General features: G+C 67.9%; 1 protein-coding gene. It reads right to left on the bottom strand.

The features are described from left to right. Positions 1-7: 7 nt before the first annotated feature. Positions 8-25,237 carry a WXG100-like domain-containing protein gene (locus OHS03_RS32475; RefSeq protein WP_328659271.1) on the bottom strand — a complete coding sequence of 8,410 codons (25,230 nt, stop codon included), beginning with the start codon at positions 25,235-25,237 and terminating at the stop codon, positions 8-10. Positions 25,238-25,292: the final 55 nt, after the last annotated feature.

The following is a 25,292-nucleotide window of genomic DNA, read 5'->3' as shown; positions in this document are numbered from 1 at the left end:
CTATCGATCATCGGGCGAAAATCGTCTCCCGTCGCTGGTCGTCGTACACCACCGATCGGATGAAAGCACCGAGGTCCATCTCCGGCGGCAGCGCCCGATACACCAGCTCACAGACGACCGTATCGCCGATCACGAGTGCGAACCGATTCGTCCGCCACGCGACCGATCCCCAGTCGACTCTCGTGCCCGCGTCCAAGGCGAACGTACGACTGCCGATCCGCACGGCGAGACCGTCGGCGGACCGATAGAAGACCACTCTGACGCCGTTCAGCTCACCGTAGACGCCGCGGTCCTGACCGGTGGTAGACGATGCCTGTAGCGCTCCGGTGACCGGATCGAACTCGGTGCGTACCCCCGAGCCCGCGAAGGGGCGCACGATCAGCCCCGGTTCGCGCGCGGTCGTCCGTCCGTAGTTCCTGCCGGCATACCCGTTCCCGGCACCACCAGGTGCGGGTGCCGGCGGGACGGGCGGGATCGGCATCGCAGGCACACCGGCGGCACCGGAGTCCTGCCAGTTGCCAGGCGCCGGCGGGTAGTTGCCGTTCGTCGGGTACGGGCCCGCCGGACTCGGGTACGTCGGGTACGAGTTCGGCGGATACTGCCCCGTCGGGTACTGGCCAGGGGGATGCTGCGCGAGCTGGTTCGGCGGGCCGGGTGGCTGTGGAAACTCCGGTGGGGTCGCGGGTTGCGGTGGTAGAGGGAACGGCGGCGCGGACGGCACCGGTGCACCCGGGGGCAGTGACGGCGCCGGGAAGTTCGATGGCAGCGACGGGGTCGGGACCGTGGGTGCGGGCGGCACCGGCGGGGTCGGCGTCGGCGTGGGTGTCGGCACGGGCGGCACGGGCGGCACTGGCGGGGTCGGCGTCGGTGTCGGTGTCGGCACGGGCGGCGGCGTCGGTGTCGGTGTCGGCACGGGCGGCACCGGCGGGGTCGGCGTAGGTGTCGGCACGGGTGGAGCAGGCGGCTGCTCCGGCGTGGTCGAAGGCGTCGGCGTGGTCGAAGGCGTCGGCGGGGTCGAAGGCGTCGGCGGGGTCGAAGGCGTCGGCGGGGTCGAAGGCGTCGGCGGGGTCGGGGGTTGCGGGGGCTCGGTGGGGGCGGGTGGCCGCACGTCGAAGTCGAGGGGCGGCAAGGGTGGGTAGAGCGGGGGGACCGGGAGGTCGAACTCGTAGTCCTTGGGGGGATGCGGGATATGGGATCGGACCTGCGAACCGCTGGGGAGCGGTGGCGGATTCGACGGATCAGGTGTGCGCACGGGCGGCACCGCACCTGGGGTTCCGGTCGAATCATCCGGCGCGCGGCGGTCGCTTCCGTTGTCTCGACTCGGATCGGCACCGTCGAGGTCGGTCCCGTTCGACAGCGGCGGATTCGACGGATCGGATGCGTGTACGGGCGGCACCGGGCTCGGGCTGCGCGTCAGACCATCCGACGTGCGGCGACCGGCTTCGTTGTCTCGACCCAGATCGACGCCGTTGGGGGCGGTCTCGTTCGACAGCGGTTCGGCGGGCGGGGGTGTCGATCGGGTGAGGCCGCCGGCTTCCAGTGCGGATGGCTGCGTGAACTGGTTCAGCCGATCTACCTCGACGTCGATGCGGTCCAGTTCCGCGCGCGCGTCGTCGACCCGCTGTGCCGCACGTTCCAGTTCCGACACTCGGTTCTGCCACGCCTGTTGTTCGTCGACTGACATCGTCCTGGTGCGCAGCTCTTCGATGGCAGCAGCCCGTGCACGCGGCTCGAGGAGATCGGGCTCGTTGATCGGCAGGCCGTGGCGTGCCTGCGTGCGCACGGTTTCGGCGTCGGTGAGTTCCCTTGTGGCAGTGCCTCGTTCCTCTGCCAGCCTGGTCATATCCGCGTCGGCCGCGCGGCGCAACAGGTCGGCGAGTTCGGTGATGTCGGCGGCGCGCTGGACGACTTCGTCACGCAGTACTGCCTGCACCTCGGCGAGCTGCTGCGGGGTCAATCGCTCGTCCTGATCGACCTTGCCGTCGCGATAGATCTCGTAGACATCGGCCCACCGCTGCGCGTCCGCGTCCGTCAGATCCACACCGAGCGTGCGGGCGAAGTCGCGACTCGGTCCGCGATCCGGGCCGGGGGCGATATCGGTGTGGCCGTCGAGAAGTCCGAGATTCGCGGGCTGGTCGAGCAGCTCGGACAGGTCACCGACGAGATCGAGCAGATGCCGAACAGCCTTGTCGTGTACCGGGAATTCCGTATCCGCGACGCGCGGGTCGACGGCACGATCACCGTGGGCGCGTGGATCGAAGCGATCGACCTCGGCGAGTGCGGCCGCGTAGTCGGTCAGCGCGTCGACGAGCTCACCCCGGATGCCCTCGCGGTGCACCAGCGCCGCGACCACATCACCCAACTGTCCGATACCGGTCACCGCGGGTAGGTCGGAGCCAGGTGTGCGCCACAGCGCGTCGAGGCGACGGACGAGTCGATCGTTCGCTGCGTCGATCGCCTCGGCGTCGATGCCACGCAACAGTTTCACGTAATCGGTGAGGGCTTCGGCCTGCTGCTGCCTGCGTGGGTTACGAACCCGCTGGTCGGCGAATTCCTCGGCCAGCCGTCGCGGTGTCATCTCCGTGGCGTCCACACCGAGCCGGTGCGCTACCAGGTGCCGCGCGCTCTCGACCTGGTGGAAGGTATCGATATCCCACGCGGTGCGGGCGTAGTCGATGATCGCTTCGATCCGGCAGGCGCGCACCGCGTTCTCGGCGCGCAGCGTCGCGAGTTTGTCGGCCAGTGTCGCCGCCGATGCCCGGTCGGCGTCGGTGACGCCGAGGCGATCGACGAGTGCACCGATGGCCGTGTCGATCTCGCTGCGCGACAAGTGTTTCGGAGCCGCATCGGCCGAATCCACTGCGAGCACCGCGTCCGCGGGCTCGTCGGGCACCACTCGCCAGCCGCTGCCGTCGTTCACCGCGGTCACGTCGACAGATCTGCCTTCGAGCACGCCGCTGTAGTGGCGCACCTGGGGCTTACCGCCGTCGAGCACGAGGATTCGCGATGGCCGGCCCTGGCCGTCCGGCAGGGTTCGCCCGGGCCGCACGTCGGCGCCCACGTATTGCACGTCCACCAGACCGTCGTTGACGGACTCGGCGAGATCGGGGTAGCGACGGAGCGCATCGGCGATCACCCGGTCGTTGCCGAGGTCACCTTCGAGCACCACCAACCGCATGGAGCCCTCGGATTCGCCTGGGATGAGACCGATTCCGGTGCCGTCGTCGAGCATCGCCCCGCCCCGGGACAACACCCAGTCGCGGCAGGCCATGTCACCGATCAGACCGGTGAGTTCCTCGCCGTCGCCGTGCGCGCGCAGGAAGGCCTCGGCGTCGCGGGCGAAATCCGACGCGAGCCGGTCGTGCTCACGGATCCGAGCCATCTCGTCGACGAGCAGGTCACGCAACTGGGCCGAGTCGAGAGCATCCAGGTCGACCTGCAGCAGCTGCGCCCACACGGCACGCTCGTCGCGAATCTGGTCGCGGCGCAACGCGTTCTCGAAGTACTCGCGGATGCCCTGGTCGAGCCCGGGCTGATCGGTGTAGTACATGTCGCCCCACGCGCGGCCGGGCTCGCCACCGTTGTTCACTCCTTGCCAGTTCAGGAGGGTGGTGCTGCCGTCATTGGCGCGGACGACCTCGTTCAGGAAGCGCGTCATCGGGTCGGCGTCGAAGAAGTTGACCTCGCCGCTGAACGGGATGCGCTGGTGTTCGGCGTTGAATCGACGGCTCGCCTCGGCAAGTCCGGTCAGCGCACCGATCCGCCGGGCCTGCTGATAGCGGATCTGGTCCAGCGCACGGCGGACGTTCTCCGGCGTCGGATCACCGAGGGTGACCTCCAGGTCGTCGGCCGCGTCGATCAGGGTGTCGGCGAGGTCGTCGCGGACCGTCACCGCATCGGCGAGTTCGTTCGACCAGCCGACGATCTCGGTGGTGGTGCGGGCGATCTCGGCACCTGCGGGCAACGGTGGTTCCGCGGGCGGCCCAGCGGCCAGCTCCGGGTTCGCTTGTCGCGCATCGAGTTCGTGCGCTCGAGCCTCCTCGTCGGCCTGCCGTTTCAGGTCGTCCAGTTCGACGCCGAGCTCGCGGCGCACCAGATCCGGATCGGCTTCGTCGAGCGCGTAGCGGTATTCGTCACCGTCGCGGGTCGTCGGTGGCCGGTTGTCCGGCGCCGCACGATCGGCGATCCGCGAGGTGAGGTGCTTGAAGAACGGCACCAGCTCGCGGCTGCGCCACATGGTGACGGCTTCTTTGATGATCCTGGCCGGGTTGAATTTGGTTGTCAGCAGGTCATATTCGTCACCGGGAGCGGGGCTGGGGTCTTTCACACTGGTCAGCGGAAGGCCTGCGCCGTGACCGAGCATCGACTGTCCCGCGCTGTCGAGGCTGGAGCCGGACGGGTACTTGGGCGTGTGGCCGACGTATTGGAAGAACACCGCGTCCCCGATGCGACGCAGCAGTGACTTGCGCGGTGTCGGATCGGCGGCGGTCTGACGCGGGGTGGCCGCAGGCGCATCGAGGCGTTCGGCCTCCTCGACCCGCCAACCTGATTCACCGTCGGCGACGAGGCGCGCGGGAACGTGATCGCCGTCGATGTCGAAGTTGTAGCGCCGGGTTGCTGCTTCGTCGACGGCACCGTCCGGACGGATCTCGACGCAGCGGACCGCGTCGGCGAGGTCGCGGATGTCGAGCGCTTCGCGGCGGACCGCTGCCCGTGCGTCGGCAACCACTCGAGCCGGGTCGAGGGCGAGCGCGCCCGGATCGATCCGGAGCCGACGCGCCCAGTCGTCCCGGGTCGCCTCCGCTTGGGTACGGAGTGCGGGGTCGGCGATTCCTGCTGCCCGGTCGGTCGCCGCCGCCATCGCTTCGACCATGCCGGCGCGCAACAGGTTTCGGTACCGCAGGTTCGCGACCGTATCGCCGAGCTGACGCAGGTCGGTGTCGGTGAGATCGAACTGCCGGACCAGTCGATCGCGAGTCTGTTCGACCGATTCGGGCACCGGTGCTCGATCGGTGGACGAGGGCGCGGCGTCGGGATCCGTTGACGAGGCGAGGATCGCCGCACCATCGGGCGAGCGCGGGAGCGCGGGAGCAGGTGGCGCCGGTTCGTCCACCGGCAGTCCCGCGCGGCGCAGATCCTGCTGGATCTCTCGCAGCGTCGAGTCCTCGGCTTCGCTCAACCAGTACTGCTCATCGCCGTAGCGCTGGGTGTCCGACAGCGGACCGAAGTCATCCGGGAACCGCATGCGCGGCCCATCCGCACTGTCGAGGAACCCGCGGGCGCCCGCCAGCTCGGCGAGCTCGGTCAGCGCCGCCAGTGGCTCCCGCAACGTGGTGAACGGCGCGCCGAGATCGAGTGCGTCGGCGAGCACGCGCGCATGCTCGGCAGCGTCGCCCGACAGTGGTTCGGCGGTGCGCTGCGACGGCTGATCCCGCTGCTCCCGAAAGAATTCCGCGAGATCACGCAACGGATCACCGTCACGCCCTGAACGACCACCGGGTTGACCCCCGTCCGGACTCGACGGACCTTGCGGCGGTGTCGGCGGCATCGGCGGAGCAGGCGGCATCGGCGGAATCACGGGCGCGACGGGCGCACTGTTGTTCGGGTGGGCCGTACCCGGCGTCGATGGCGAATTCGACGGTCCCGGTGTGGGATCGGCGCCAGTGGGTCCGTTCCCGTCGGGGTCGTCGTCATCATCGTCGCGGCGTTCGAGTGCGTCGAACTCGGCGGCGATCTCCTGGCGGTTCGCCTCGAGTCGGTGCTCGATCTGCAGCAACTCGGCCCTGGCCAGCAGATCGGCCACGACCTGCTCACGGGCCATCTCGGCATCCTCGGTGGGATCGGCCAGCTCTTGCCGCAGCTGCTCGATCTCGTCCAGTACATCCCGGATGCGGCCATCCGGCGTGGGCAGCGGCTTACGCGGCGTGGCGGACTCGTCGCCCTCGAGCACCGGCAGTTCATCGGGCGGTGTCAGCAGATCCGCCAGTTCCTGCTCGATCTGCGCCAACCGGTCCATCACCGCGTCGAGTCGCCCCGAGCCTTCCGGATCATCCGGCGACGACGGAAGGATCGGCGGATCAGCGGGTGGTTTGCCCGCTCCACCGTTGTCGGGCAGGCCCCCGCGCGCAGGACCGGACGGATCACTCGGCGGCGTGGGTTTCGGCCCACGACCGGTTGTGGAATCGTCGCCGCCCGCGTTGATCTCGCCCTCAGCCGTGCCGAAGTAGTCCCGGGCGAGCTGTTCCAGCGCGGTGAGTTTGTCCGCGCGCGCGCGAATCTCGTTGCGCAACGCGGTGAGCTCGGCCGCCAATTTCGCGGCGGTCAGTCCTTCGTGCTTCTCGAGCTTGCCGTCCCGGAACGCCTCGTAGATCTTGACGAAGGTGGCACCATCGGCGCCGGCGAGATCCACGCCGACCAATCGCGCCCAGTCCCGGCTCGCCGTCGGGCGCCGCTGGTTGTCGATGCCGTCGGGCGCCGTCAGATCCAGGTGTCCGGCCGCCTCGCCGACAGCGCGCGCGAAATTCGCGACGTCGGTGCTGCCGAGTGCGTCGGCGACGATGCCGCGCATCGCGTTGATGCCGTCGGGGCCCGCCATCGGTATGAACCCGCGCACAACGCGGGGGTCGCGGCGGCTCTCGCCCCGGGACACCTCTGAGTAAGGGTCGATGTCCTGCAGCGCGTTGACGAATTCGGTGAGCGCGTCGTGCACCAGATCGGCGTTGCCCTGCTTCTCGTGCATCCGAACGAGTTGGTGCAGTTTGCGCGCGCTCAGTTCGCCCGGATCGAGCGCGAAGACTGTGTCGCCCTTCACGCCGCCAGGACGCTGCACCCGCCCGGGTGGCAACAGTGCCGCCACGCGGTGGTCGACCTGGGCCAGGTCGGCGTACTTCGCCAGCCGTCGCTGTCCGCGGGTCGGCTTGTCCGTTGCCGCCGGCCGCTCGTCCGGGGGCAACGAGTCGTGGCGGTGGTCGGGGTGGAGGTGGTCATCGGGCACGATCCGATCCGCCAGCTGCTGGCGGGCCGCGTCCACCGCGGCGGGGTCGATGCCACGCAGCGTCTTCATGTACGCCGCCAGATCGTCGAAATTCTGGCGGCGCAGCGCGCGGTCGCGCGAGCTGTCGGCCAGCAGCGCGCCGGCGGCGTCGCCGGTCATCTCCGCCTGGGTGAGTCCGAGCGCATCGGCCAGCTTGGTGCGCGCGTCGTTGATCGTGTGGAAGTCCTCGATGCGGTTCCCGGTGCGCAGGAAGTCGGCGAGTCCTTCGATCTGACCGGCCCGAACCGCGTTGTCGAGCTTCAGTTCCGCGATCCTGGTGCCGATATCGGCAGGGAGCAGATCCGCCGGCCCGAGATCGAGCTCGCGGGCCAGCTTCACCATGTCGGTCAGGATCTGTTCCGGGGTGCGCGGCATCGTAGCGCCGTCGCCGGGAATCGTCTCCGAGCCGATGATCGGCCGCCACAGCCCTTCACCGTCGCTGAGCAGCGTGATTCGGACTTCGCGGCCGTTCACGGTTTCAGTGTGGTGGCGTACCTGCGGGGTATCGACCGGCGCCAAGTGGGTGTTGCCCGCGAAATCGGTCTGCACCGCCCGGTAGTCCACCCGCAGTCGGCCGTCGCGGATCTGCGTCACCAAGTCCTGATCTGACGCCAGCACATCGGCCAGGACATCATCGCGATTGCGCGCACCGTCGGTGACGACCAGCAGATCCGGGCGCCCGTCGCCGACCGGAATCCGCGCCACCTGGTCGCGCACCGAGTCGCCGGTCAGTGGCCCGTCGGTAGCCACCGTCAGCAGCCGATCCTGTACCGCCGCGACGAATTCGGATACCCGGTCGGCGCGGTTCTGGTTGATCTCGAACAGCCGCTGGACGAAATTGTCGATGGTCCGTGGCGTGAGCTGATGCGGTGACAGGTCGAACATCGCCGCCCAGGTGTCCAATTCGTGGGCGAGCTGATCACGCCGTAGCGCGTGCACGAAGAAGTCACGTAGGCCTTGATCACGGCCGAGCTGTTCGGCGTCGCCGAACATCGGCAGCGGCTCCGCGCCGTTCTCGAGCGGCGTCGTCCCGAGCAGCCCTGGCTCTTGCCCGAAGGCCGCCATGAATTCCGTGAGGAATCGGACCATCGGGTTCTGGTCGATGAAGCTGACCCGGCCGCCCATCGGCACCGCGCGCCCGACGGCATCCGGCGGCCCGAATCGCGCGGGCCGTTCGGTGACAGGGCCATCTGACTCGGCGTCGAGTTCATCGGGATCTTCCCGACGCGATGAGCCATCGGTGACAGCGTCGGGATCGCGACGCGCCGGCCCCGGTCGGGCCGGTGCCCCTTCGGCATCCGGAGCCAAGGTGTACGGAATGGTCTGCTCGGCGTGGGCCCGCAGGAACGCGTCCGCGAGACCAGCGATACCGGTGGTCGCCCGCATCGCGAAGTACTGCTGCCGGTTCACCACTCGGCGCAGCGTCTCCGGGCTCTCGTCGACGAGGTCGATCCCGAGCAGTCGCTTGGCCATGTCCGTGAGCGACTCACCGTCCTCGGGCGGTGGGGCGATGTCATCGGGCGGGGCCGGCAGCGGATCGGCATCGGGTCGATCAGCGAGTTCAGCTGCCTCGGTGTCGGAGATGAGATCACGTGCGAGCAGATCGCGGATGATCCGGTCCCGCTGCCCCGGCAGTGCGCCGTCGAACGTCTCGAGTAGGTCAGCGCGCGCGTCTTCGGGGGTGGTACGTCCGACCTCGAGTTCGCTCAGAATCTGGCGCCGCACCAGATCGGCGTCGACATCACTGAGCCACGGCTTGTACTCCGAGCCATCGGTATTCAGCATCGGCAGATGCTCACCCGGCGCCGCCTGCACCCGACTGGAGAACTGGCCGAAGATCGGAATGTACTCGCGGTTCTGGATCCAGATCGGCGTCTGCTGGGCGATCCGCAGGAACGTCGGATCGGCGGCCGACGCCTCGGGTCCTGGGCCGACCACCGGATGCTGCGGTGTCGGGATCGGCGCGGGCGGACCATGTTGTGGTGGAACCGGATTCGCGATCATGTCGCCGATTCCGGTCACCCCGTCACGAATGGCGGCCTGTCCCGCACTGTCGCCGATGTTCGGCGCACCGGAGGGTTGCTTGAGAATCGGCGCGTGCGCCCGCAGCTGCTCGTATACGCGTTTCAAGAAGGGCGTCGGCTGGGCAGAACGCAGCTGCTCGTCCTCGGGCACCAAGCGCAGGACACCGTCGTCATCGGGCCGTAGCCGCACCGGCACCTGCTCACCATCGACCTCGACGGTGATGCGCACCTCGGGCTCGGCCGCGATGACCGGCCGGACCGGGCGCCACCACCGGCGACGCGGCGCCGGTTCGTCGGGCAGCGAGCCCGAACGAGGCGGATCGGCGGGTGGCGGGTTCGCTGCCCGCGGGTCGGGTTCGGCGCCGTCGTCGCGCCCGGATCGCCGATCCGGATCGCCCTCGCCCGGCAGATCGAGATGATCGGTGCCCGTATCCTCGTGCGGGCGTACCGATTGCGCTGGCGGGTTCTCCGCAGTCCGGGTCAGCAAGTCATACAACGCACGAGCAGGCGCACTGGCCTGATCCCGTCCAACCAACCTGACCTCGGCGAACGCTTCCGCGACCGCCTCGTGCGGCCGCAGCAGGCCCTGCTCATCGAAGCTGTAACCACTGAGCCGGCGCCGCCACGCGTCCGCGTCGAGATCGGTCTCGTCGTTGCGGAAAGCCTCCTCGAGCGCGTCCTCGGCGTCTGCCCGAGCCGCCAACCGCCCCGCCGCATCGAGCGCATGCCCGTATTCGTGCGCGGCCACAGCGAAAACCGGCCTGCCCAGCACCTCGGGATGGAACCTACCGCTGTCCACACCACGCTGCATCGCGGCGTGGAGCCGCTCGGCGCTCGTAGCGTAGTCATAGCCAAGAGTGATCGTCGTGAACGCCAGATCCGTAGCACCGTCATGGAACCGCTCGGTCTGCCCGAGCACCCCGTCCGACAGACCACCGATACCGACCCCACGCAGATCTGCCTGCGGAAACCCGTTATAGAGCTCCACAATCGACCGCGCGTAATCCCGCACGATCTCATGATTGAGCCCGGGCAGATCGAACCCGAACACCTCGAAGCCCGGATTGTCCATCGCCACACGCAGATAATCCTGAAGGCGAGCACCCACTTCCGCAGGCGTCAGCTGCGACCACTCATCACCAGTGGGCGCACCCAGCAGTCGCCCGTCCACGACATCGGCGGTGATGTCCTCCGACGGCGGACGCAACCGCATCTCATCGCGCTGCACCCGAGCCGCATCGACCGCCGGTTCATCCACACGCAGGAAATCGGTCTCACCGCGCGCCGGCGTGCTCTGCTGCGCCGAGGTGGGATCGGCGCCGGTCGGTCCGTTCTCGTCGGGGTCGTCGTCGCGGCTCTCGAGTGCATCGAACTCGGCGGCGATCTCCTGCCGACTCGCCTCGAGCCGCTGCTCGATCTGCAGCAACTCGGCCCTGGCCAGCAGATCGGCCACGACCTGCTCACGGGCCATCTCGGCATCCTCGGGCGGATCGGCGAGCTCTTGCCACAGTCGCTGGACCTCGTCCAGTACCTCCCGGATCCGGCCATCCGGCGTTGGCAGAGGCTTACCCGGCGTGGCGGACTCGTCGCCCTCGGGCACAGCCTGTTCATCGGGCGGCGGCAGCGAATCCGCCAACTCCTGCTCGAGCTGTGCCAACCGGTCCATGGCCGCGTCGAGTCGGGCATCGGCGGCGGCCTCGGCGGCACGGTCGAACGCCGCTTCCACCTTCGCCGACTCGCGCCGAGCTGCCTCGTCGAACGGATTCACCTCGTTGCGCGAATCTCGTTCGCGCCCTGAACCTTCCGGACTATCCGGCGACGACGGAAGGATCGGCGGATCAGCAGGCGGTTTGCCCGCTCCACCGTTGTCGGGAAGGCCCGCGTGCGCAGGACCGGACGGATCACTCGGCGGCGGCGTGGGTTTCGTCCCACGACCGGTCGTGGAATCGTCGCCGCCCGAGCCGATCTCGTCCCTGGCCGTACCGAAGTAGTCCCGGACGAGCTGCTCCAGCACGGTGAGCTTGTCCGCACGCGCGCGAATCTCGTTGCGCAACGCGGTGAGCTCGGCCGCCAATTCCTCGGCGGTCAGTCCTTCGTCCTTCTCGAGCTTGCCGTCCCGGAACGCCTCGTAGATCTTCACGAAGGTGGCATCATCAGCGCCGGCGAGATCCACGCCGACCAACCGTGCCCAGTCCCGGCTCGCCGTCGGGCGCCGCCGGTTGTCGACGTCGTCGGGCGCCGTCAGGTCAACATGTCCGGCCGCCTCAGCGACAGCCCGCGCGAAACTCGCGACGTCGGTGCTGCCCAGTGCGTCGACGACGATGCCGCGCATCGCGTTGACTCCGTCAGGACCGTCGATCGGCATGATCCCATCGACGATGCGCGGGTCGCTGTGGTCGGCGCCGCGGGCGACCTCGGAGTACGGGTCGATGTCCTGCAGCGCGTTGACGAACTCGGTGAGTGCCTCGTGCACCAGATCGGCGTTGCCCTGCTTCTCGTGCATCCGAACGAGACGGTTCAGATTGCGCGCGCTGAGTTCGCCCGGATCGAGCGCGAAGACCGTGTCGCCCTCCTCACCTCCTGGACGCTGCACCCGCCCGGGTGGCAGCAGCGCCGCGACGCGGTGGTCGACCTCGGAAAGGTCGGCGAACTTCGCCAGCCGCCGCTGTCTGCGAGTCGGCTTGTCCGTGGTCGTCGGCCGCTCGTCCGGGGGCAGCGAGTCGTGGCGGTGGTCGGGGTGGACATGATCATCGGGCACGATCCGATCCGCCAGCCGCTGGCGGGCCGCGTCCACGGCGGCCTCATCGATGTCACGCAGCGTCTTCATGTACGCCGCCAGATCGTCGAAATTCTGGCGGCGTAGTGCGCGGTCGCGCGAGCTGTCGGCCAGCAGCGCGCCGGCGGCGTCGCCGGTCATCTCCGCCTGGGTGAGTCCGAGCGCATCGGCCAGTTTGGTGCGCGCGTCGTTGATCGTGTGGAAGTCCTCGATGCGGTTCCCGGTGCGCAGGAAGTCGGCGAGCGCCTCGATCTGACCGGCCCGAACCACGTTGTCGAGCTTCAGTTCCGCGATCCTGGTACCGATATCGGCAGGGAGCAGATCCGCGGGGCCGAGATCGAGCTCGCGGGCCAGCTTCACCATGTCGGTCAGGATCTGTTCCGGGGTGCGAGGCACCGAGGCGCCGTCGCCGGGGATCGTCGCCGAGCCGATGATCGGCCGCCACGGTCCTTCGCCGTCATGCAGCAACGTGATCCGGACTTCGCGGCCGTTCACGGTTTCGGTGTGGTGGTGCACCCGCGGGGTTTCGACCGGAGCCAAGTGGGTGTGACCTGCGAAATCGGTCTGCACAGCCCGGTAGTCCACCCGCAGTCGGCCGTCGCGGATCTGCGCGACCAGGTCGGGATCGGTCGCCAGCACGTCGGCGAGGACTTCGTCACGGTTGCGCGCGCCGTCGGTGACGACCAGCAGATCGGGGCGTCCGTCGCCGACCGGGATCCTCGCCACCTGGTCGCGCACCGAGTCACCGGCCAGTGGCCCGTCGGCGTCTACCTGCGGGAGCCGATCCTGTACCGCCGCGACGAATTCGGATACCCGGTCGGCGCGGTTCTGGTTGATCTCGAACAGCCGCTGGACGAAATTGTCGATAGTGCGTGGCGTGAGCTGATGCGGTGACAGGTCGAACATCGCCGCCCAGGTGTCCAATTCGTGGGCGAGCTGATCACGCCGTAGCGCGTGCACGAAGAAGTCACGTAGGCCTTGATCACGGCCGAGCAGTTCGGCGTCGCCGAACATCGGCAGCGGATCGGCGCCGTTCTGCAGTGGGGTCGTGTCGAGCAGTCCGGGCTCTTGCCCGAAGGCCGCCATGAATTCCGTGAGGAATCGGCCCATCGGGTTCTGGTCGATGATGCTGACCCGGCCGCCCATCGGCACCGCACGACCGCCGGTATCCGGAAGACCGTATCGCGCAGGCCGTTTGCTGCCCTCGTCGTCGGGCTCGCCGTCCAGTTCATCGGGATCATCCCGGCGCGACGATCCGTCGGTGACCGCATCAGGATCCTGATGCGCCAACCCTGGTCGTGCGGGCGACTGGTCGGCATCGGGAGCCAACGTATACGGCACGGTCTGCTCGGCGTGGGCCCGCAGGAACGCGTCCGCAAGGCCGACGATGCCGGTGGTCGCCCGCATTGCCATGTATTGCTGCTGGTTCACCAGGTCGCGCAGCGCCTCCGGGCTCTCATCGACCAGATCGATCCCGAGTAGCCGCTTGGCCATATCGGTGAGCGACTCACCGTCCTCGGGAGGTGGGGGGATGTCATCGGGCGGCGCGGGCAGCAGATCGGCGTCAGGTCTATCACCCAACTCGGCCGCCTCGGTGTCGGAGATCAGATCATGCGCGAGAAGATCGCGGATGATCCGACCACGCTGTCCGCGCAGCGCGTCGTCGAAGGCATCGAGCAGGTCTGCTCGTGCGTCCTCCGGCGTCGTACGTCCGACCTCGAGATCGCTCAGTACCTGGCGGCGGACCAGATCGGCGTCGACATCACTGAGCCACGGCTTGTACTCCGAGCCATCCGGATTACGCATCGGCAGATGGTCGCCGGCCGCCGCCTGCACCCGACCGGAGAACTGTCCGAAGATCGGAATGTGCTCGCGGTTCTGGATCCAGACCGCTGTCTGCTGGGCGATCCCCAGGAACGTCGGATCCGCAGGCGCGGCTTCCGGGCTCGGTCCGATCACCGGATGGTGCGGTGTAGGGATCGGCGGCGGAGCTACCGGCGGAACCGGATTCGAGATCATGTGGCCGATGCCGAGCACGCCGTCACGAGCAGCAGCCACACCCGCACTGCCACCGATGTTCGGCGCACCGGAGGGGTGAGCGAGAATCGGCGCGTGCCCGCTCAACTGTTCGAGCACGCGTTTCAAGAAGGGCGTCGCCTGGGCCGAGGGCAACGTCTCGTCGACGGGCACGAGCACCCAGTCGCCGTCGTCGTCGGCCCGTAGCCGCATCGGCACCTGCTCACCATCGATGTCGACAGTGATCAGCACCTCGGGTTCGGCCGCGACGGCGGGCAGGTTCGGGCGCCACCACCGGCGACGCGGTGCCGGTTCGTCGGGCAGCGAGCCCGAACGAGGCGGATCGGCGGGTGGCGGGTTCGACGCGTGCGGGTCGGGTTCGGCGCCGTCGTCGCGCCCGGATCGCCGATCCGGATCGCCCTCGCCCGGCAGATCGAGATGATCGGTGCCCGTATCCTCGTGCGGGCGTACCGATTCCGTCGGCGGGTTCTCCGCAGTCCGGGTCAGCAAGTCATACAACGCACGAGCAGGCGCACTGGCCTGATCCCGTCCAACCAACCTGACCTCGGCGAACGCTTCCGCGACCGCCTCGTGCGGCCGCAGCAGGCCCTGCTCATCGAAGCTGTAACCACTGAGCCGGCGCCGCCACGCGTCCGCGTCGAGATCGGTCTCGTCGTTGCGGAAAGCCTCCTCGAGCGCGTCCTCGGCGTCTGCCCGAGCCGCCAACCGCCCCGCCGCATCGAGCGCATGCCCGTATTCGTGCGCGGCCACAGCGAAAACCGGCCTGCCCAGCACCTCGGGATGGAACCTGCCGCTGTCCACACCACGCTGCATCGCGGCGTGGAGCCGCTCGGCGCTCGTGGCGTAGTCATAGCCAAGAGTGATCGTCGTGAACGCCAGATCCGTAGCACCGTCATGGAACCGCTCGGTCTGCCCGAGCACCCCGTCCGACAGACCACCGATACCGACCCCACGCAGATCTGCCTGCGGAAACCCGTTATAGAGCTCCACAATCGACCGCGCGTAATCACGCACGATCTCATGATTGAGCCCGGGCAGATCGAACCCGAACACCTCGAAGCCCGGATTGTCCATCGCCACACGCAGATAATCCTGCAGGCGAGCACCCACTTCCGCAGGCGTCAGCTGCGACCACTCATCACCAGTGGGCGCACCCAGCAGTCGCCCGTCCACGACATCGGCGGTGATGTCCTCCGACGGCGGACGCAACCGCATCTCATCGCGCTGCACCCGAGCCGCATCGACCGCCGGTTCATCCGCACGCAGGAAATCGGTCTCACCGCGCGCCGGCGTGCTCTGCTGCGCCGAGGTGAACGGCATCCGGTCGACGAACCGGCCGAAGCGGCCGCGTGGTTTGCTCCGGTCGGCGAGGTCGGCCGATCCGTCGTTGAGCATGCTCTCGATCCGGTCGACCAACTGCTTGCGAGTCGGCGCCGACAGTCCTTCGAAATGCCGTGCCAGCACATCGGAATCGTCCCCGAAGCCGGTGGGTGCCGGTACGCGCCAGTTTCCGCGGCCATCGGGTTCCAGCATCACGCCGATATGCGCCGCGGCACCCAGCCCGAAGACCTCGAGCATGTGGTGGCTCGGACGGGCGGGCAGGTCTCCGGTCGGCAACGGGACCTGGCGAGTCATCAGTCGGTGCGCGACCTCGGCGGGATGCGTCGGATCCAACGGCCCATCGGCCGCGAGCACCCGATGATGTCCTTCGGCGATGAAACCTTCCCGCAGCCTGCCGTCGGCGTACCAATTCTGCGTGTGGGTACCGCGTGCCTTCCGAACGTCCTCCGGCGTGTAGAACGCGTCGGGGCCGAGCTGGCGCAGCCATTCCTCGAAGCCGAGGCTCGTCTGCCCTTCGGCGCGGTAGCGCAAGTACTGCGACAGCATCTCGGTGACGGCCTGGGCCTGGTTCGGATGCCGATACGAACCCTCGGCCGCACTTCTGGAGAGGTAGTTCGTAGTCGGCACACCGCCGGGTGCCAGCGCGGCTGCCCGGTAGTCGAGCGTGTGGGAACGATCCCACAGCACATCGGTGAATTCGGGATGGTTCATCGCCAGCTCGTGGAGCGCGTCCACGTGCTCCCCCGGCTCGGCGACGATGACCAGCCGCGGACGCATATCCGGTTCCATATCGGCCGGATACAGCGCGACACGGTCACTGAGCCGCTGCGGGTGCGGGTGGTCGTCGAACTCGGTATCGAGAGCCTTACGTGCCAATTCCTCGTCGCCGGTTCGATTCTGGTGCGAATCGTCGGCGTTCGACAGCTCGGGCCGTGCGACGGAGTCACTGGGCGCCTTCGGATAGCCCCAGCGGGAATCGTCGCTGCCTGCGGCGCGCACCACGTCCAGGGCGACTTCGGCGTTCTCGAGCCCGATCCGGTCGAGGTAGCGGTGTACCGCCTTACGACCTGCCTCATGAGCGACCTCGTCCGGCGGCGGCTCATCCGGGTTACGCCGTTGTGCACGTTCAGCTTTCGCGTGCGCCTTGTCGAACGCCTCGGTGTACACCGTTTCCGCGGGGCTCAGGGGTACGTACCCGCCCAGATCGCGCATCGTGCGCAACCCGACGATCTCGTCGGCGAGCAGTCCGGCATAGTCGAGATGCCTGCGCAGCGAGTCCGCATGCGCCGAATCGGCAATGATGTCGCCGGTGGGCGGTGCCTCGGGCCGCAGACCGTTCGCCCGATCCCAGGTCGACCGGAAATGGTCGGCCGGGCGCTGCCCGTCGATCAAGGGTCCGGTGTCGTTGAGGTGCAGGCTCACAGCTCGCACACCGGCCCGGAACGCCGCGCGGTGATAAAGCGGGAAGGACTTGACGACCCCCGACTTCCAGTACGTCTTCTCGGCGTACTTCAACGCATGATCGTAAGCCTCCGCATAGGCGCGCTTCAGATCGTCGACGTCCGGTGCCGACAGATCGGGAACCCCGCTGTGGTCGGCGTCGCTCGAGTACATCAGCGCATACGCCTCGGCCATCCGGTTCATCATCACGTCGACGAACTCGTCGCGCGGCAGCGTAAGCCGAAGGACTGCACCGTCTTCGGCGAACTGTTCGGCCAGACGCGCCGCTCTGATCAGCTCCCTTGCCCGCACACTCGGATCGCTGTCGCTGCGCAGGACAACGGAATTGGTGGTCGGGTCGTAGCCGCCGTCTACCCCGAGCTGATACCGCCCATCCGACATGCGCACGGTCCGAACGCTGGGCTCGGTGCTGTAGCGCACCTCCACGCCGAGCCGCTCCAGCGTGTGCGCCGCCCAGGTGCCGTGGTCGTTGTTGCCCAAGGCGCGCACGGTCTGCCGATGGGTCAGCTCGGCATGCTCGGTGAGCGTCAGCGGGTTATCGCCCTGCTCGAATCGCGGCGGTGGTCGATCGGCGTCGGGGCGCGCAGCCGGCGCGTCATCCGCCCCCGGGAAGACATGCAGCACACCGGATTCGTCGCCGTGGATCCGAATGCGGCCCGGGTCCGCGACACCGGCTCGGACGTCGGCGCTGTCCCGCGCCACCACGACCTCGAGCTCGGTGATGATCCTGGCCCGCTCATCCGCGGCCCTCGTGTGCTGTGCCGCCAGCTCACCGAGTACCCGAATGTTGCTCTCGCCGTTCCAGATCTGGATCCGATCGACGCGTTCAGCCAGTAGCGCGTGCATCTCCGGTCGGGTCGTCGGCAATTCGTCGGCAGGCAGATTGAAGCCCGAGATCAGACGATCGGCGATCCGGTCGAAGTCGGCTTCCACCCGCGCCATCTCGCGGGCGACGGCGGCTTGCTCGCGCATCAACCGCTCGGCCTCCCGCGCGGCTGCCGGCGAGTTCGGCCGGTACTCCGACATCCCCCCGGGCGTCCTGATGTCCCGCGCCGCAGCCCATTCCACTTCTGCGGCGGGCCGGAAGGTCAGGGCGTCGTCGGCACCGAATCGCGCGTCCCCCAGCAGCGCACGCGTACCCGCCTCGCGCGCGCTCGCGAGATCAGCAGGATCACCGCGCAGCGCTTCGTCGACTGCGCGCAGGTAGGTGTCTTCCAGCATGCGACGCTGCACCGAGTCCACCGGGTCATGCAGTGCGCCACCGAGCGGGTCGTAGCCGAGTGCCGCTGCCTCCCGATGGAATTCGGCTCGCCGGCCGAACGCGTCTGCCTCCACCCGTGCACGCGCGGCGACGTACTCGTCTTGGCCGACTTCCCTGATCCGGGACGGGGAGACCTCGATCCGGCCGTCGAGCACCGCGCGGACCAACTCCGCCGCCCGAACGAGCTCCGAGGCCTGCGTCAACTGATCGCGGTCGCGGGTGTCGATGCCGATCTCCATCGTGCGACCGTTGAACGAGTCCGCCGATACTCCCGTGTCGCCGGAGTCGGTGAACCGCACAATCGCACCGGCATCCCGGAATGTCGCCAGCACATCCCGCCCGGAAGTGGTGTGGGACAAGATTTCCCGCACCCCAGCCGCAATCGGATCGGTGGGCCGGTACATCCAGCCATCGGGTTGACCGTCATCGGGCCGAACCAGATCGTGGGTGTGCCCGGAATCCATCGCGGCGCTATCGGACACGGCGTTGTCGGCGACGAAGCGGACGCTATCGATGAACCGCCCGATCGGTCCGCGGTTGGCCTGCCGCACAACCGCCTGTTCGAGCAGGTCGTAGATCACCCGCACCGGTTCGGTGACATTGTCGCGACCGAGTGTCTGCACCGCGGCGAAAGCCTCGGGCAATGCCTCGCCGACATTCAGCAGCCCGTTGGCATCGAGGCTGTAGCCACTCAGGTTCTCGCGCAGCCACATCCGGTAGGCGGTGACGTTGCGCTCCCCCAGATCGTTCGCCATATAGTGCGCCTGCAACACACTGTCGAGATTGCGTCGGGCATAACCGTTTCCGGTGCTGTCGAGCACGTGCCCGAACTCGTGCACCGCCACCGCGTAGGCGGGCCGGTCGACCCCGTCGGCGAACCATCCGATGCGCACATTCGCACTGTGCAACCGCTGGAACAGATCCGGATCCGCGCTCATGGTCGCGTTGAAGATGATCTCCTTGGCGTGCCAGCCACGAATCCCGAACTCCGACAACGTCTGTGCGTACATGCCGTCGGGCAGATCACCGATGGACACCCGGCGCACGTCGGCCGTCGGGAACCGCTCGAACATATCCACGATGCCGCGCGCGTATTCACGGGCCATCTCCGGATTCACCTCGGCGCGGTCGAAGCCCGATACCTCGAAGCGATCGTTGCCGGTGAGCTCCCGAACACGGTCACGCAGCTGCTCGCCGGTCTCCCTCGGTGTCAGGTTCGACCATTCGTCGGTCGGTGCGCCGAGACGGGTCGCGTCCGACTCGCCGACCACATCGGCCCGGCCGTCCTCGTCCGATGCTTCCGAGTGCCACCTGTCGGGATTGTCCGCCATGGCGCCGTTCCGCCGAGTGGGCGAGGTCGAGCCCGCCTCCAACGGTGCGAACAAGGTGTCGTACAGGATCCGCACCGCGGGACTGACCGCGTCCCGATCGAGCACACCGTCGGCATCTCGGGTGGCTTCCATTTCCCGGAAGGCCTCGGCGAGCGCTTCGGGGGCGTTGAGCGCGCCGGTCTCCCGGTTCAAGCTGTAGCCGCTGAGTTCACCGGCCAGCCAACGGTGGTAGCCGTCGCGATTCGGTTCTCCGAGATCGTTGCGGAAGTAGTGGTTGAACAGGTCGGTATCGGCGCGCAGTCGGGTCTTCTTGTAGTTTCCCGCGTAATCGAGAGCGTGCCCGAATTCGTGCACGGCGAATCCGTATACGGCGCGGTCCCGCAAGCTCGGCGTATAGAAGCCGTTCCCGCTCCCGCGGCGAACCAGGTTTTCGAAAAGGTCAGGGCGAGCAGCGAAGTACTGCGCACTGAAGGTGATCGAGCGAGTGTGCAGCGAGCCGTCCGGGTTGCGGTCCGACGAGGCCAGCGCCACATGCCCGGCCGGGGTCTCGCCGATTCCGATGCTGCGCACATCCGCCTGCGGATGCAAGTTGTGCATGTCGACCATCGCGCGTGCCAGTTCGCGAGCCATCGCCGGATGGACGCTCTCGTCGAAGCCGAAGGTGCGGAAAGTGGTCGACCCGGTGATTTCGCGAATCCGATTCTGCAGGTGCTCGCCGACCTCGGCGGGTGAGCGTCGCGACCATTCGTCGTCGGCCGAATCGACAAGGATGTCGGGCTCCGGGCGGTCGGGTGCCGAATCCCTGACTTCGTCGGGTCCGGCCACTCGATCGGGGTCTTCCGACAGCGTCCAGTCGATGGAATCCGGTGGCCGCAGCGCATTGTCGGTCAACAGGTCGCGCAGGGCACGGACCGGCACCGGTCCCGGATCGTCGCTGCCGCCGAGGCTACGCAGGAAGTCGGCGGCGAAGGCCTCCGGCAGCGCCTCACCGGGTCGCAACCTGCCGTCCCCGTCGAAGCTGTACCCGCTGAGCTGGCGCAGCCAGTCGTCATAGGACTGGCTGGGGTCGCGGGTCGTGTCGTCGGCATAGCTGCGCGCGAGGACATCGTCGGCATGGTGACGGGCGCTCTGCTGGCCCGCGTAGTCGAGCGCGTGCCCGTACTCGTGGGCGATCACCGCGAACACCGGACGGTTCATCACCTCGGCCGCGAACCGGTTGTTGTCGACGCCGATCTGCATCCGCCTGCGGAAATGCTCGGCGTCGCGAGCATGGTCCTGGCTCAACACGATCGAATCGGTGTACAGCCTGCCGGTGGCATGGTCGATCCGCGGCTGCGACATACCGATCACCCCGGTGGGCAATTCGCCGATGCCGATCCGGCGCAGATCCACGCTCGGCGCGCGATCGACCAGATCCACCATGGCACGGGCGTATTCGCGCGCCACCTCGGGATTGACCTCGGCCGAATCGAACCCGAACACCTCGAAATCGGGGTTGCCGAGCACATCGCGCAGGTGCTGCTGGAGGCGTTCGCCGACCTGTTCCGGGGTGAGCGCCGACCAGTCGTCCGTGTCAGGGACGCCGAGTTGGTCGGCATCGAAACGCGCGGCGTCGTCCGGGTCGTCCGGTCGCATGGACGGGGTGTCGTCGGTCTGTGGTACCGACGTGTCGACCTGGTTCGATTGCAGTGCGGGCGAATCGAATCCGCCGATATTGTCCATGCGGACCAGTGCGCCGTCGCGAACCAGATCGAACTGGCTCACGGTTATCTTGCCTGCCTTGTCGGCGTGGACGAGGTGGTACTCGAATTGCAGCGTGCCGTCGCGGTGGGCCTGCAGAATATCGTCGCGGGCCTTGATCAGCGCCTTGCCCTCCGGGCTTTCCGGATCGATACCGCGCTGCTGCATCTGTTCCGGCGTCTCGCTGAGGATCCGCTGCAGATTGTTGTCGATCTTGAGCGTCCGCCGATAGTATTCCGGCGAACCTTGTTCGGCGCTGGCAATTTTGGAGCCACCGAGCCGCGATCCCACACCTTTCGCCTCGTGCGAGACCAGGGTCGGCGGCGCGCCGTCGACGCCGGGAACGTACACGACGACATCGAGGGTGTTGGCGCCGTCGATCACGGCGCGGCCGTCGATATTGCCGTCGAACGGCGACAGCAACACCGCGCCAGGGAACCGCGCCGGATCGAGGCCGAACGCCCTGGCGCCGAGCTCACCCAGTGACTTCGAGTGCTCGACAAGATCGTGGCGGAGGCCGTTGAATCTGTTTCCGTTGAGCTCGAAGTCCTTGAGCCGCTGCATTTTCTGGAACAGATCGGACATCTGACGCTGCAGGGCTGGATCATCGGGCGAGTTCTGCAAGCGCTCGTCCACATCGGCCAGCGCATCCCTGATCTGCTGGCGTTGCTGGTTGGTCACCGCACGCAACTTGTCGGCGCTGGCGATCTCGCCCAGCTTGGCCACGCCGAATTCCGCCTTGTGCTGGTTGACCACATCGAGGGCGGCATCGCTCTTGGTCTGCACCACTTTACGCTGGGCCACGACATCGGCGATCTTGTCGGCGATCTTGGGATCGATACGCTCGACGACGACATCGGCGATATCGTTGGCGATATCGGTGTCGACCTGCGGATACGGCCGTTTGGCGCCTTCCTGCGCCAGATGCCGGTAGTCGGCGTTAAGCCAGTCCTTGATGAAGCCGGTGGAGTCGCACAGCCGGAAATTGACATTCCGGTAGGTCCCCGGCGGGTCACCGACGTGGTGCCATTTGCCGTCGGAGGTCTGGTAGGTGTTGTTCTCCAGGCCTTCTTCGATGTCGTCGGTTTCGGCGAGGAAGTCGGGAGTCTCGTCCAATGCCGGTCGGCGAGCGAGATCGCGAACGTCTTCCGGCGGTATCGAACCGTCTTGGTCGCGACGGTCCGTGGGATCGTCGGTGCGTGTCGGGGCATTTTCGCCCCGCGGGGGCCGAGCGCCGTTCGTTTCGGCAGGCGCTTCCCCATTACGGCGCACGGGCGCTTCGTCGCTGCCGACCACGCGCGGTGGTGCGTTGTCACCGTCGGGGCGACCACCGCCGGGCCGCCACAGAGCATCAGCGTTCTTCTGATATTCCTTGGCGTGCCATTCGGCGAGCTTCGCGTCCCGAATCAGCCCTTCCCTGGTCTTCTTGTCGAGCTGATCGCCACCGGCAGCGATGAGATCACGGAGCGCCTGGCCTCGCGCGGCCTCCCTGGCGGCGAGTTGATCGGCGCGTTCGGCACGCACCCGCCACTTGTGTTGTTTCGGGGTCTCGCCATCGCGTCGGCCCTCGATCGTGCCCTCACGGGTGTAGATCGTCCGCTCGTGGGACGGGCGAACCCGGGTATCGGGTCCGCTGGGTCGCACCGTCTTTCCGCTGCCGTCGAAGAGAACGGCATTGACGTTGCGCACCTCGCCCTGGCCGTCCGGCAACCGGCCGGGTCGGGCAGCGGGGTCGCCACCGGTGACCACGACATCGAATCCGCCGTCGCCGTTCGGGCGTGCGGTCAGGACGTAGGAGTCCGCGCCGACACCACGGCCGTTGACCGAGTGCTCGGCGACGACCAACGCGCGTGGCAGCTTCCCCGAGTCGATGTCGCGCGGGGCCATCCCTTCGGCGATGCGCACCAACTCGTCGGCGACGCCCTGATGCCTCGGCTGGTTCGCGTCACCGGCGGGAAACTCGTGCATCCGGCCGCCCGCGGCACGCTCGATATCGCGCAGCGACATTCCGGCTTCGCCGACCGGCCCCTTCGGCGGCTTGATGCCCCTGTTTCCGGTTGCTTCCTTGATCTCCTCCAGCCCCTGCTGCGCGGGGTTCTTCGGCGGTGGGTCATCCGAATCATTCAACGGCGCATCAGGATCGGGATCGGAGGACGGGTCGTTGTCGGGATCGCGGCGCGCAGAGTCGTCGCCGGCGAGATCGGCGCGACGCGACGGGCGCGGCTCGCCGCCGCCGTCGCCGATTCCGGCCAGCGGGACTACGAGTAGTGGATCGGTGGCCGGCCGAGGGGTGTTGGCGGGGTCGTCCGGCGTGCCAGCGCGTGGTGCGTTGTCGACCTCGGCGACACCGTCCTCCTCGCCTGCCACCTGTCGGGTTTCCTCGGACTCACCGGTCGACTTCGGTTGCGGTGCTTCGGAATCCGAAGCACCGGCACGCACCGTGGGCTCACCGCCCACCGGGGCTGTCCCCGGATCCGCGACGCCGGCGCGACTCGTAGCGCCGTCGACCACTTCAGGCTTCGGCGCCTGCGCACGGGGGTCTGCCCCGACTGCCGGTCGGGCCTCGCCGGCAGTGGGCGCGGACTGCGCCGGAGTCGGCGAACCCGCGGTGCCCGCCGCCGGTGCCGCCGCCGCGATCGGCGCACTCGCAGCCGCCGGTGCACCTGCCGCCGCCGGTGCCGCGACCGTGGTAGGCGCTTGGGCAGCAGCGGTCTGCGGTGCCTCCGATGCCGAGTGCACACCGTCCGCACCGGCGAGCGGCGCTCCACCGAGCGCGCCATTGTTCTGTGCGGCAATGACATTGGGATCTCCACCCAGGTGGGGTCCGTTCCCGTCCGTGTGAGTGCCCGCACCATCCGCCAAACCGGCCCCACGGTCGGAGCTGGTCTGCTCGTCCGTGGAACGGTCGCCTGCGGCGGAATTGTCGTTCGATGCGGAATTGTCGCTGGAGGAGGAGTGCTCGCCGTCCTGCGAATGCGTGCCGCCGTCGTCGCCTTCCGCCGACGAGGTGGGGTCGGAGCGGCTTTCCGAGGTGGAGCCACCATCATCGGAGCTACTGCGCGACTCCCCTTGTCCTGCCTCAGATGTCGAGCCCTGGGTCGCTTGCGAGCCACCCTGGTTTCCACCGGCCGCCGCGGCGGGCTGCGTCCGCGAACCGGCGCCGCTGGAGCCGTCACCTGCCGCACCCGCACGGCTCGGCGAATTCGACCCGCCTGCACCTGCGCCCGAACCTGCCCCGGAGCCAGGCGTGCCACCGGGCTCCGCACCGACCCGTGGACCATCGACGTCACCGAAGAGGTTGTTGAGGCGGGTCCCCAGATCAGGGCGACCAGCCACACTCGGCGCCGCCGACTGCCACGCCTTACCGCCGAGCGTTCTCGACCCGGCCGTCAAGGCGCCGTTCGAGGCTCCCGCGGTCAACATCCGGTAGTCGAACGGGCCCGCTCCGAAGGGAATCGTCACCGCGTAACCGGCCAGCGCACCGGTCAAACCAGCTGCGGTACCGGTGATCTGGTTGTTCAAGAACTGGCGCCCGAAACCCATCGGGTTGTCCGGGCCGAAGCCCTTCATCAGCCGCTTGCCGAGCGCCTCGGCGAGCGGGCCTGCCGCGGCACCACCGGCCGCGGAGCTGAGCGCGGCCAGCCCGACCTGCTTCATATCGACGTTCTCGCGGTGACCCTTGTTCACCTGGTGTTGCTGGATCGCGAATTCCTGCATCGTGCCGATAGCGGTATCGATCATGATGTGCTTGAAAATGAACTTCACGACCGCATTGGCGGCAATCTTGCCGACCGCACGAATAACAGCCGACATCAGCCGCGATGCGATGAATCGGCAGGCGATACGCGTCGCGGCGATAGCCGCCGCGTCCAATCCGAGCTTGAACGGCCCGGCGAGCAGGGAAGCCGCCATTTCCGCCGCCAGCAGTGCCAGCGACGAAATGTACATGAGCTTGGCGTATTCGATCTCGGTGCCGACCTTGTAGGTGCCGTCACCGGTGTCCTTGAAATACTTGGCCAGCGTCTTCAGCGTCCGGTCTTCTTTGCCGGGTATCAGCAGGCTGTCGAAGGCATTGACCATCTCGGTGAAGCCCTCGCCCGCCGGATACGCCTTGATCGAAGCACTTTTCGCGGCCTCGATATCACTGATGACGGATTCCAGCTCGCGAGCCGCGGTGCGCCAATCCTCACCGAGGTCCCACATCTTGTCTTCATTGCCTTCTGGCCATTCCATGCCAGCGATAAGTTCGAGGTGTTGTAGCCACCCCGGGATATCGATTGCCATATTC

Origin of the sequence: Nocardia salmonicida (assembly GCF_036142455.1) — a bacterium.
GTDB classification, from domain to species: domain Bacteria; phylum Actinomycetota; class Actinomycetes; order Mycobacteriales; family Mycobacteriaceae; genus Nocardia; species Nocardia salmonicida.
This window is presented reverse-complemented; position numbering and strand designations above follow the sequence as displayed.